Annotated in this window: 10 protein-coding genes and 1 riboswitch; of the genes, 1 reads left to right on the forward strand and 9 read right to left on the reverse strand. The window is 68.0% G+C overall.

Annotated features, from left to right (window positions below; all coding sequences use genetic code 11):
- Positions 1 to 74: 74 nt before the first annotated feature.
- A complete protein-coding gene (locus tag AB6V31_RS08265) occupies positions 75 to 1694 on the reverse strand; it encodes an ABC transporter substrate-binding protein (RefSeq protein WP_056230430.1) in 1620 nt (539 codons plus the stop codon).
- Between the two features lie 164 nt (positions 1695 to 1858).
- Between AB6V31_RS08265 and AB6V31_RS08270 the strand changes: the two genes are divergently transcribed.
- Positions 1859 to 2713: a CPBP family intramembrane glutamic endopeptidase gene (locus tag AB6V31_RS08270; protein WP_081349901.1), complete on the forward strand. Its 855-nt coding sequence runs from the start codon at positions 1859 to 1861 to the stop codon at positions 2711 to 2713.
- 3 nt (positions 2714 to 2716) lie between these two features.
- On the opposite strand, the gene AB6V31_RS08275 is transcribed toward AB6V31_RS08270, so the two are convergent.
- The 8 genes from AB6V31_RS08275 to AB6V31_RS08310 all read right to left on the reverse strand — a co-directional run bounded on the left by AB6V31_RS08275 (position 2717) and on the right by AB6V31_RS08310 (position 12195).
- Positions 2717 to 4459, reverse strand: a complete 1743-nt coding sequence (locus AB6V31_RS08275; protein WP_081349902.1) for an ABC transporter substrate-binding protein — start codon at positions 4457 to 4459, stop codon at positions 2717 to 2719.
- Positions 4460 to 4603: 144 nt separating this feature from the next.
- On the reverse strand, positions 4604 to 7483 hold the full coding sequence (gene gcvP, locus AB6V31_RS08280) for an aminomethyl-transferring glycine dehydrogenase (RefSeq protein WP_369365007.1): 2880 nt from the start codon (positions 7481 to 7483) through the stop codon (positions 4604 to 4606).
- Positions 7480 to 7854, reverse strand: coding sequence for a glycine cleavage system protein GcvH (gene gcvH / locus AB6V31_RS08285; RefSeq protein ID WP_056230424.1), 375 nt, complete (start codon positions 7852 to 7854; stop codon positions 7480 to 7482). The genes gcvP and gcvH overlap by 4 nt, the downstream gene beginning before the upstream one ends.
- A complete protein-coding gene (gcvT, locus tag AB6V31_RS08290; RefSeq protein WP_074697013.1) occupies positions 7851 to 9014 on the reverse strand; it encodes a glycine cleavage system aminomethyltransferase GcvT in 1164 nt (387 codons plus the stop codon). Before gcvT ends, gcvH begins: the two co-directional genes overlap by 4 nt.
- Before the next feature lie 154 nt (positions 9015 to 9168).
- A riboswitch (glycine riboswitch) is annotated at positions 9169 to 9263 on the reverse strand.
- Positions 9264 to 9323: 60 nt separating this feature from the next.
- Positions 9324 to 9773, reverse strand: a complete 450-nt coding sequence (locus tag AB6V31_RS08295; RefSeq protein ID WP_369365009.1) for a hypothetical protein — start codon at positions 9771 to 9773, stop codon at positions 9324 to 9326.
- Positions 9774 to 9853: 80 nt separating this feature from the next.
- On the reverse strand, positions 9854 to 10264 hold the full coding sequence (locus tag AB6V31_RS08300) for a hypothetical protein (RefSeq protein WP_369365011.1): 411 nt from the start codon (positions 10262 to 10264) through the stop codon (positions 9854 to 9856).
- A gap of 712 nt (positions 10265 to 10976) precedes the next feature.
- Complete coding sequence (locus tag AB6V31_RS08305; RefSeq protein ID WP_369365012.1) at positions 10977 to 11471, reverse strand: hypothetical protein; 495 nt, start codon at positions 11469 to 11471, stop codon at positions 10977 to 10979.
- On the reverse strand, positions 11455 to 12195 hold the full coding sequence (locus AB6V31_RS08310; protein WP_369365014.1) for an alpha/beta hydrolase: 741 nt from the start codon (positions 12193 to 12195) through the stop codon (positions 11455 to 11457). Before AB6V31_RS08310 ends, AB6V31_RS08305 begins: the two co-directional genes overlap by 17 nt.
- Positions 12196 to 12200 lie beyond the last annotated feature (5 nt).

The raw sequence follows: 12200 nt of genomic DNA on the forward strand, positions 1-12200 counted from the left end.
CGTGATGAGGCCTGGCGGGCAGACCGCGAGGCGGTGACGAATCCGTCACCGCCTCGCGGGTGAGATCGGAAGGGTTACTTCGTGATCTCGTAGTAGAGCGGAACCGAGTTCCAGCCGAACTGGACGTTGTTCACGCCCTCGGCGTAGCCACCGGTGACGTTCTGGTACCACAGCGGAATAGCGGGAAGGTCCTTCAGCAGGATCTCCTGAGCCTTCGCGAAGTCCGCGTTCTGCGCGTCCAGATCCGTCTCGGCAATACCGGCCGAGATCTGTCCGTCGAACTCGGGGTTCGAGTAGTCGCCGTCGTTCGACGATGCCCCGGTCGCGTACAGCGGCGCGAGGAAGTTGTACGCACCCGGGTAGTCGGCCTGCCAGCCCGAACGGAACGTGGTCTCGATGCTGCGGTTGGTGACCGCCGAGCGCAGTTCCTTGAAGGTCGGGTACGGGGCACCCGAGGAGTCGATACCGAGGGTGTTCTTCAGCGAGTTCGTGACAGCGTCGACCCAGGACTGGTGTCCACCGTCGGCGTTGTACGCGATCTGAAGCGAGCCGCTCCACGGCGAGATGGCGTCGGCCTGAGCCCACAGCTGCTTCGCCTTGTCCGCGTCGTACTTCAGGACCTCGGCGCCCGAGAGCGAGTCGGACCAGCCCGAGATGACCGGCGAGGTGAAGTCGCTGGCCGGGGTGCGCGAACCCTGGAAGATCGTCTTGGTGATCTCGTCACGGTTGATGGCCATCGAGATGGCCTGGCGACGGAGCGTGCCCTCTTCGCCGCTGAAGTGCGCGAGACGCTCGGGAATCGTGAACGACTGGAAGATCGCGGCCGGCTGGTTGACCGCGCGGTCGCCCAGATCGGACTGGAACGTGGCCAGCGAGGACGGGGGAACGCTGTCGATCACGTCGACGTTGCCGCCGAGGAGGTCGGCGTAGGCGGCATCCTGCGTGGCGTAGAAGATGATCGAAAGACCACCGTTCTCGACCGTGCGACCGCCCTGGTAGTCATCGTTCTTGACGAGGTCGATCTGGACGTTGTGCTGCCAGGCACCCTCGCCCTTGAGCTTGTAGGGGCCGTTTCCGATCGGGTTCTCGCCGAACGCAGCCATGTCGGTGAACGCGACGTCGGGCAGCGGGAAGAACGCCGAGTAGCCCAGTCGCAGCGCGAAGTCGGCGGCGGGCTTGGAGAGCGCGATCGTGAAGGTGTAGTCGTCGACCTTCTTCAGACCGGTGAGCTCGGAGTCAGCGTCGTAGCTGAAGCCCACGATGTCCTCGAAGAACGAGCTGCTCACCTGGTTGTTCGACAGCTGGGCGCCGTAGTTCCACGCCTTGATGAAGTTGTCGGCCTTGACCTCGGTGCCGTCCGTGAACTTCTGGCCCTTCTTCAGGGTCACCGTGAGGTTCTGGGGGTCGTTCGTGACGATGGACTCGGCCATGTCATTGACCGGAGCGCCGGTTCCGTCGTAGTAGACCAGACCCGCGAAGATCGAGTCGAGGATCTTTCCTCCACCGACCTCGTTGGTGTTGGTCGGGATCAGCGGGTTCTGCGGCTCGGAGCCGTTCGTCCGAATGATCGCCGTGGCGTCGCCGCCCGATGACGAGCCGCCGCCGTTGTCTCCGCCGCCCGAGCAGCCGGCGAGCATAAGCCCGACGGCTCCCAGCAGGGCGAGACCGGAGAGGGCAATCTTGTTGCGCTTCACAGTTCCTCCAGGGAAGGGATGATCGTCGCCCGCGCAGGGCTTTCGCGCAGCACAAGGCGCGTGAAAGATCCGTCGGGCAGGATGAGAACACACTAGGCACGTTTACCCAGGTGCCCCAAACTCCTCTGAAAAACGTTACACAGCATTTACTCGAGAGGCTCTCGATGGAGCAATCTGACAAGCGCACCCGGCTGCAGGTCCCAGCGGACTGGACGTATCCTCCGACGCTGAAGCGCTCGGACACCTACCCCCGCCGCCGTCTCGGCTGGGAGATCGGGATCGTGCTGCTCGTCAGCGTCGGTCAGTCGGCGATCTACTCGGTGGTCTCGTTCGTCCGCGCCGCCACCCGCGCACCCATCTCGCAACAGCAGACGCAGCTGAATCCGTCGCGCAGCGCCGAGCCGGTGTGGGACGCGATCTACCAGTTCCTCGACATCTTCTTCTCCCTGGCCCTCGTGGCCCTGGCGGTCTACCTGCTGTGGGAGCCGACGAACAACGCGCTCCGCCGCATCGGGCTGGACTTCCGCCGCTTCGGAGGTGACTCCGCGCGGGGACTCCTGCTCGTCGTCCTCATCGGCGCGCCCGGTATCGGTGTCTACGCGATCGGCCGCGCTCTCGGGCAGAGCATCGCGGTGATCCCCGCTCCCCTGGACTCGTCGTGGTGGGTGATCGCGCTGCTGGTCCTCGCGGCATTGCGCGCCGGCCTCACCGAAGAGGTGATCTTCCTCGGATTCCTCTTCGACCGCCTCCGCCGGCTCGGCTGGTCGTGGACGTGGATCATCGTGTCGACCGCCCTGCTGCGCGGCAGCTACCACCTGTATCAGGGGTGGCCCTCGGCGCTGGGCAACGTCGTCATGGGGCTCGTCTTCGGCTGGTGCTACAAGCGATGGGGGCGGGTGATGCCCCTGGTGATCGCACACACGGTCATCGACATCGTGGCCTTCGTGGGGTACCCGCTCGCCGCGGCCTGGTGGCCGGGGATCTTCGCCCCGACCCCTGCGCCGTCGCCGACGTCGTGACCGTCAGGACTGGGGCGGCGACCAGGTCCAGAACGCCGGGGGCAGCCCGTTGGGCTCGGAGGTGTACGTCACTCCCCCGACGCCCGCGGCACTGACCACGGCGCCCGTGCGCTCGAGCAGCGGCACACCCGCGTACGCGGCGAACAGCGAGCGGTCGATGAGCTTCGCCTCCGACAACACGTCGACGGGGTCGGTGTGCGTGGTGAGGTCGTCGAAGAGCTCTTCGGTGTCGCCGCCGTCGATCCCCTCCGCGATGCGGTCACGCGCCGACCGGTAGAGGCTCTCATCCTCGCCGACCCACGAGAGGGTGGCATCCGGAATCTCCGTCGCGGTGGCGGCGCGGACCGCGATCCCGGCCTTGGCGGCCATCGACACGAGGCGTGGGAACACCAGCGACGCCGTCGGATCGGTCGTGTCGTAGGCGACGCGGAGCACGGCCGCCCGGTCGTTCAGCGCGGAGCGCGCGCCGTTCACGTCGGCCCCCGTGCCGGGAGCGCCGTTCCCCGAGACCAGGTCGTTGTAGAGCTGCCCGGTCGCCGGAGACGACAAGAACGACTGGAGGGGCTGGGCGTCCGGACGCACGGCGCCCAGCACGTCCTGGACGAGCGAGGCCCGATCGAGCGACAGCGTCGTCGCCTGACGGAGATCGGATGCCGTCGTCGTGGCGAACCGGAGTTGAAGCGTCTCGGAGGTGGGCCCGACCTGGACGTTGAACCCGGCATCGGTCAGGGTCTTCCGCTCCGCGACATCGAGATCGCCGACATTGGCCACGTCGACCGTTCCCGCTTCGATCGCCGACAGCTGCGCCGCGCGATCGGGGAAGAACCGGACCGTCAGCCCCTCGAGACCCGGGAAGTGCGCCCCCTGGTAGCTGTCCCGACGGGCCAATTGGAGCGTGTCGGCCGTGATCTCCGAGACCGTCCACGGGCCCGACGACACGACACCGGCCGGGTCCGGCGTCGTTCCCGGAGCGACATCGAAACCGGTGTTCCACGCCTGCGCGGCCGCAGCCAGCACCGGATTCGGAGCCGCCGGAGCCTGAGGGTCGCCCTCCGGCGCCGTGAGAATCGCGGTGAGCAGATCCTTGACGCTCACGCCCGCCCGCTGCGCGACGACGTGGACCGGGCGGTCGAGCAGCCACTGCCGGTTCCAGTCGGCGAAGGGCTGGTCATAGGTGAGCATGAGGGTGTCGTTCGCCCGGTCGAGGCGCGGACGCGTCGTGCGGGCGTTGGGGTCGGCGGGGAGCGCGGTGTCGAAGTACCGCGTACCCGACACGAGCTGGCCGTTGGCGTCGTAGGTGGCGTCGTCGAAGAAGTGGGAGGTGACCGCCCACCCGAACAGCAGGTCGTCGAGGGTCACCGGGGTGCCGTCGGACCAGACGCGGTCGGAGAAGAGTTCGTAGCTGACGGTCAGCGGGTCGCCCTCGACCCGCGTGATGCGCCCGAGACCGTTGTTGGGCACGACCTGGAGGTTTCCGTCGAGGGAGCCGAGCTTCTCGTCGAGGAGGGCCGACACCGCGCGGTTCGCCGCGGTGTCCCCGGTCGCGCTGGCGGCGTTGAAGCTCGTGAGCGAGCCGACCACACCGACTGTCAGGCTCGTCCGCTGCTCTTTCGCGGGGACCGGCGCGGGGTCGGTCGCCGAACAACCGGCCAACGCGAGACCGGCGGCGACGAGGAGGGCGATCACCCGTCCCGGGCCGCCACGGCGTCGAAGCGGTCGAGGAACGTCGTTCAGCCCGTGGTGCACAGGGGCACTTTACTAAACGCCCCCTGAGGATCTCCCGGTCCGCTGCGCGTCCCCCTACAACGACGAAACGGCATCCCGCTCAGCCCCCGCGCGGAGCGGAAGGGACGTCGGAGGGATGCCGTCTCGTCGAGGGACGGGCAAGGGTCAGGCGAACGCCTCAGGCGGCGGGCACGAGCAGACCAGGTTGCGGTCGCCGTACGCCTGGTCGATGCGGCGCACCGGGGGCCAGTACTTGCCGCGGATCAGCGAGCGCACGGGGTATACCGCGGTCTCGCGTGAGTACGGGTGATCCCACTCGCCCATCACGACCGTCTCGGCGGTGTGCGGAGCGTTGACCAGCGGGTTGTCGTCGGCGGGCCACTCCCCCGCCGCGACCGCGAGGGCCTCGTGCTTGATCGCGATCATGGCATCCACGAACCGGTCCAACTCGGCGAGATCTTCGCTCTCGGTCGGCTCGACCATCAGGGTGCCGGCGACGGGGAACGACATCGTCGGGGCGTGGAAGCCGTAGTCGATGAGGCGCTTGGCCACGTCGTCGACGGTGACGCCGGTCTGCTCCTTGAGGGGACGCAGGTCGAGGATGCACTCGTGCGCGACGAGACCGCCCTCACCGGCGTAGAGCACGGGGTAGTGCTCGCGCAGGCGCGTGGCGATGTAGTTCGCCGAGAGCACCGCGGCGGCCGTGGCCTGGCGCAGGCCCTCGGCGCCCATCATGCGCACGTAGGCCCACGAGATCGGCAGGATACCGGCGGAGCCGTGCGGGGCGGCCGAGACCGGCCCCCCGTCGAACACGCCACCGGCGTGATCCGCGCGCTGCGAGAACGGGTGCGAGGGGAGGTACGGGGCCAGGTGCGCCTTCGCCGCCACCGGACCGACACCGGGTCCGCCACCGCCGTGCGGGATCGCGAACGTCTTGTGCAGGTTCAGGTGCGAGACGTCGCCGCCGAGGTCGCCGAAGCGGGCGAATCCCAGCAGTGCGTTCAGGTTGGCGCCGTCGACGTAGACCTGTCCGCCGGCGTCGTGCACGGCCTGCGTGATCTCGAGCACGTCGTGCTCGTACACCCCGTGGGTCGAGGGGTACGTGATCATGAGCGCCGAGAGCTCCGCGGCGTGCTGCGCGATCTTCGCGCGCAGGTCGCCGAGGTCGACGTTGCCGGCCTCGTCGCACGCGACGACGACGACCTTCATGCCCGCGAGGATCGCCGAGGCGGCGTTCGTGCCGTGCGCCGACGACGGGATCAGGCACACCGTGCGCGCGGTGTCGCCGTTGGCGAGGTGGTAGCCGCGGATCGCGAGGAGGCCCGCGAGCTCGCCCTGCGACCCGGCGTTCGGCTGCAGCGAGACCGCGTCGTAGCCGGTCACCTCGGCGAGCCAGCGCTCGAGCTGCTCGATCATCTCGAGGTAGCCGCGCACGTCGGCCTCGGGGGCGAAGGGGTGCACGCGCGAGAACTCCGGCCACGACACCGCCGCCATCTCGGTGGCCGCGTTCAGCTTCATCGTGCACGAGCCCAGCGGGATCATGCCGCGATCGAGCGCGTAGTCGCGGTCGGCGAGGGTCTTGAGGTACCGCATCATCGCCGTCTCGCTGCGGTGCGCGTGGAAGACAGGGTGCGTGAGGAAGGCGTCGTCGCGATGCAGGGCCGCATCGATCCCGCGCAGCGCCTCGCCCTCGGGCAGCGTGTCCGCGGCGAGGCCGAAGGCGTCGAGGATGACCGAGACATCGGCATCCGTCGTCGTCTCATCGACCGAGACGCCCACCGTCGCGTCGTCGACCCAGAGCAGCTGGTAGCCGCGCTCGCGGGCGCGGGCGACCACGTCTTGCGCGCGCCCCGGCACGTGGACGCGCACGGTGTCGAAGAAGGCGTCGCTCGCGAGAGTCAGGTCGGAGGAGCGCAGAGCGGATGCCAGGGCGTCGGCCTTGCGCGCGACCTGCGTCGCGATTGCGCGGAGTCCGTCGGGACCGTGGTACACCGCGTACATCGCCGCCATCACGGCCAGCAGCACCTGCGCAGTGCAGATGTTCGACGTCGCCTTCTCGCGGCGGATGTGCTGCTCGCGCGTCTGCAGCGACAGGCGGTAGGCGGGGGCGCCCACGGCATCCTGCGACACGCCGACCAGGCGGCCGGGCAGCTGACGCTCGAGGCCCGCGCGCACGGCCATGTAGCCCGCGTGGGGTCCACCGAAGCCGAGCGGCACGCCGAAACGCTGTGTCGTGCCCACCGCGACGTCGGCGCCGATCGAGCCGGGCGAGCGCAGCAGGGTCAGGGCGAGCAGGTCGGCGGCGGCCACGACGAGGCCGCCCGCGGCATGCACCGTCTCGGCCACGGCCGAGAAGTCCCAGATGCGACCGGTCGCACCGGGGTACTGCACGAAGGCGCCGAACGCCTCGGGCAAATCCCCCTCGTACGAGGTCTCCACGATGCGGATGCCGACGGCCGCGGCGCGGTGGTGCAGCAGCGCCTTGGTCTGCGGCAGGGCGTCGACATCGACCAGGAAGAGGTCGGTCTTCGCCTTCGACGCGCGGCGGGCGACGAGCATGCCCTCGACGACGGCGGTGGACTCGTCCAGCATCGACGCGTTTGCCGTCGCGAGCCCGGTGAGGTCGGTCACCATCGTCTGGAAATTGATGAGCGCCTCGAGCCGGCCCTGCGAGATCTCGGGCTGATACGGCGTGTACGCGGTGTACCACGACGGGTTCTCGAGGACATTCCGCGCGATCACCGACGGCGTGAAGGTGTCGTAGTAGCCGAGACCGATCATGGGGCGGGCGGAGCGGTTGGCGGATGCCAGCTCCCGCAGTTCCGCCAGGGCCTCAGCCTCGGTGGCCGCGGTCGGAATCGCGCTCGTGGCGCGGGCCTGCACGTGGATCGAGGCCGGGACGGCGGTCTCGACGAGCGCCTCGACGCTGTCGTAGCCGACCACCTCGAGCATGTGCGCCTGGGCGTCGGCACCGATGCCGATGTGGCGGTCGGTGAAGGCGGCCGGGGTCCCGGCATCCGTGCGGGGAGGAAGGACGGAGGTCATGCGGTGAGGTCCTCGTAAGCGGCGCGGTCGAGCAGGTCGGAGGGAAGGTCGCCCTCGACGCGGATCTTGATGAGCCACCCGCCGGCGAAGGGCTCGGCGTTGACCAACGACGGGTCGTCGACCACGGCGTCGTTGACCTCGACGACCGTGCCGTTTAGGGGCGCGTAGAGCTCGCCGACCGACTTGGTCGACTCGATCTCGCCGCAGACGTCGCCGGCCGAGACGGCCGAGTCGGCGCCGGGCAGCTCGACGAAGACGACGTCACCGAGCTTGTCGGCGGCGAAGTCGGTGATGCCGACGGTGGCGATGTCACCCTCGAGGGCGATCCACTCGTGCTCGGAGGTGTAGCTGAGGGCGGTGAGGTCGGTCATGCGTTTCTCCGATAGAAGGGAAGGGCGGTGACGGTCGCGGGGATACGGGTTCCGCGCACGTCGATGGACAGTTCGGTTCCGATGGCGGATGCCGCGGGTGCGACGAACGCCATGGCCACGGGGTGGCCGAGGGTGGGGCTGAGGGCGCCGCTGGTGATCTCGCCGACGGTGTCGTCGCCGCGCAGGACGGCGTAGCCCGCGCGACCCGCGCGGCGGCCCTCCGAGACGAGGCCGACGAGCACGGGGGCGTCGGCGGGGCCGGACGACAAGCCGTCCTTGCCGACGAACGCCTCTTTATCGACGGCGAGGACGCGGCCGAGACCCGCCTGTGCGGGGACGATGTCGCGCGAGAGCTCGTGGCCGTACAGCGGCATGCCGGCCTCGAGGCGCAGGGTGTCGCGCGCGGCGAGACCGCACGGCACGAGGCCCCGGTCGGTGCCCGCGGTGAGAGCGGCATCCCACAGGGCGGCGGCCTGCGCGGTGGGGATCATGAGCTCGTAGCCGTCTTCGCCGGTGTACCCGGTGCGGGCGACGAACAGTGGCGCCCCGTCGAAGGTGCCCTCGGTCCAGGCGTAATAGCCCAGCTCGTCGAGGGCGGTGCCGGTGATCTCGACACCCGGGGTGGAGTTCAGAATGCCGCGGGCCTCGGGGCCTTGCAGGGCGATGAGGGCGTAGTCGTCGGTGACGTCGGCGACCGCGAGGGTTCCGGCCTCTTCGACAGGCTCCGGGACCTCGCTCGACATGGCGACCCACGTGCGCTGGGCCAGGTCGAAGGCCGAGGCCACGGCATCCCGATTGCCGGCATTCGAGATGACGAGGAAGCTCTGCTCCCCCAGGCGGTAGACGATGACGTCGTCGACGATGCCGCCGCTCTCGGCAAGCACGAGCGAGTACTTGGCCTTGCCGATCTTCATGGTCGACAGGCGGCCGGCGAGCACATAGTCCAGGAACGCGGCCGCTTTCTCTCCCTCGACGCGGAGCTCGGCCATGTGCGAGATGTCGAACAGGCCCGCGGCCTCGCGCACGGCGCGGTGCTCGGCGAGGTCGGAGGTGTAGCGCACGGGCATGTTCCAGCCGCCGAAGTCGGTGAACGAGGCGCCGAGGGCCTCGTGCCGATCATTCAGCGGGGAGGTGCGCGGTGGAGCGGGGGTTTCGGTCATGAGTTCTGCCGTTCGCGATGACGGACAGACGCCGGACGGCGCCTGTAGAACTCCCCCTCTGTCATGGGCCTGAGAGTTTCACCGCGCGGATCGCGCGGCTTTCACCGTCGGCGGGCTCGGGGAAGTGGCATCCCGAACCTCTTTCCAGAGTGGCCCGATCGACGCGGTACGCGTACCTGAGAGATTGGCGGGGAGGCTTGCTCCTTCGGTGCCCGGCTGCGTTCGCCGGAGCTCTCCCGCATCGATCATGGGGCCGGTGTGGACTTGTGGGGTCAGCCTAGCGGAGCTTCGGCGGGCGCCGTGAGATGTTCAGCCGTTGTCCTGCTTGCGGATCTCGGCGGCGTCGCCGGGGACGCAGAGGGAGGTGCCGGCGATGTGGTAGTCCCCGGGGCCCGTTGAGAACGAGAGCCCTTCGACGGGCCCACCTGTGGCATAGACCACAACCACCGGCTTCTCCACCGTCCGGACGTCCATCCCCAGCGAGCGCCAATGATCGGCAACCTTCTTCGCGTCGGCAGCTCGGTCTCCATCGGGCGGCGGGGCGCCATAGCCATAGGTGTAATTCACGCGCTCGCCGCTGCGCTGCCCGCAGTTTCCGACCTCCGGCGCCCCGTCCCAGGTCCAACCTTCAACGTCGAGGATCTTGGAGGTGTTCTCGACAGTCGATACGAGCGCGTCACGAGCCTGATCAGGGCTCAACGAAGCAGCCTGCCCGGCCGCGCAGCCGGACGCCGAGATGGCGGCGATGCACAACGTCACTCCCAGAGCGACACGTGAATAAGTGGCTGCGCGAACAACGTGACCCTCCCTCGAGTGCGAAGAAAATCGGGAACAGTTCGTCACGCGTTGTCCTGCTTGCGGAGCTCGGCGGCGTCGCCGGGGACGCAGAGGGACTCGCCGGCGATGAAGTAATTGCCCGGACCGGTCGAGAAGGTAAGCCCCTCAACGGGACCGCCGCTGCCGTACACCACGTATGCAGGGCTTTCGACCAGACGGACTTCCATGCCCAGTGAGCGCCAATAGTCGGCGACCCTCCGCGCGTCGGCCTCGCGATCACTGTCGGGCGCGGGGGCACCGTAGGTATAGGAGTAGTTCGCCCTGTCGCCGCTCCCCGGGCCGCAGTCGCCCACCTCGGGGGCGTGGCTTCGAGACCATCCCGCAACATCGAGCTGCGCGGCGCTGTCCTCGACCGTGCTGACGAGAGCGTCACGCGCTTCATCCGCGCTCGCGGTGGCCTCGAGCGAGGCCACGCAGGACGTCAAAAGGAGACCGGCGACCAGGACGGTGACGGAGGAGGCAGCACCACGGACTGCGAGGGATGCCCTAAACGACGTCACGTACGCCCATCTTTCTGCGCTAACAGGGCGCCGATTCACAGCTCAGCCGTTGTCTTTTTTTGCGCAGTTCTGAGGCGTCACCCGGAACACACAGCGAGGTACCGACGATGTAGTAGTTACCGGGCCCAGTGGAGAAGGACAAACCCTCGACGAGTCCGCCCGTTGCGTAGACGACGACCGACGGGCTGTCTACAACGCGAACCTCCATGCCCACTGACTTCCAGTGCTCTGCGACCTTCTGCGCGTCTGCCGCAAAGTCCCGGGACTGTGGTGGCGCGCTGTAACCGTAGTTGTAGTTCGCGCGTTCACCCGGCCGGTCTCCACAGTTACCGACTTCGGGGGCCCCTGTCCGCGCCCAGCCTGAAACATCGAGCACGGTCGAGGTCTCCTCCACGGTGGATACAAGCGTGTCGCGGGCTTGTTCAGGACTCATTGTGTCTCCCTCAGAAGTCGTACACGACGACAACATGATCACCATCGAGCTCGCCAGAACCGCGCAAACGGCACGGCCTGCATGTCCTCGCGTGCGCCTATCCACTGGTCAACCCTTCGATGATCGCTCGCTGAAGCGGGGTGGGCCCGGGCGCCACATAAGAGGACACCTGATCGCCCTGCCCCGTGGTGGTCAGCCGTTGTCCTGCTTGCGAATGTCGGCGGCATCACCGGGGACGCAGAGGGAGGTGCCGGCGATGTAGTAATCACCGGGAGCCGTCGAAAAGGACAAGCCCGCTACGGGGCCGCCGGACGCGTACACGACGTACAGGGGGGTATCGACGACTCGCACCTGCATACCGAGAGACGTCCAATAGTCCGCGATGATCTTCGCGTCCGCACCTCGATCGCTATCGGGAGCAGGCGCGCCGTAGCCGTAGGTGAAATTGGCGCGCTCGCCCTGCTGGCCGTCGCAATCGCCGACCTCGGGCGCGTGATCGCGGTTCCATCCCGTGGCATCGAGTTTGGCTGCGCTGTCTTCGATGGTGGTGACGAGAGCGTCACGCGCTTCGGTAGGAGTCATTTTGTCTTCTTTCAATTGCGCACATCCGGGCAGGCCAACCAGCGAGAGCGCCACAAGCACCCCCAGGGCGGGGAGAAGTACCGGGCGACTAGTCCGCAACACCATTCGTCATTCCTTCGATCAACGCCTTCTGCAGCGGGGTCGGAGCCGGCGGCATATAGGGAGACACGAGGTTCCCGTGGCCGGTCGTCGCGAGGGCCACGTTTCGAAGCGATTCCGTCTGCTTGTCAAGATAACCCCCCTCGTCGGACGTGACCGCGCCATGGTCGGTGACCGCACGCAACGTCCCGTCACCGGCGACGCTGAACGAATGCGAGCCGAACTCGGGGTCAATCGGATTGATCGGGTGTTCAGGAGACAGGCGGCCGGTCCAAGCCCATTGATCGCCGCGAGCCTGGTCGATTGCCCAGACGTCCTGAGCCTGTCCGGAGAACACAGCATCGGCGTGCAGGTCTGACGCCGAGTCAAGGTTCGCTGGTAAGCCTGCTGAGCCCAGCGTCACGAAGGCATCCACGTGCACGTCGTCTTCAGCAAGCGCCAAGGATGCTGTCGTCGTTCCGTATGAGTGGGCCACCACGCTGACATGAGCCCCGGAATTTACGTACTCCAAAGAGCGGAGGTCTCGAGCGAAATTCGATGCGCCCGCATCGGCTAGGTCGTTATGCATCACGTCAAAGCCGCCCTCCATGACGAACTCCGCCACCGCAAGACTCAGGTCGGGCTGGTCGGCAACGGAGAAGTCCCGCAGTTGCGACAGTTCCGGCACGACATCGCTCATCTTCGTCGCCACCCGCCGCACCTCGTCGACGGAAATTGAAATGTCCCCCACGCGCA

The organism is Microbacterium sp. 16-032, assembly GCF_041079455.1.
Classification (GTDB): domain Bacteria; phylum Actinomycetota; class Actinomycetes; order Actinomycetales; family Microbacteriaceae; genus Microbacterium; species Microbacterium testaceum_A.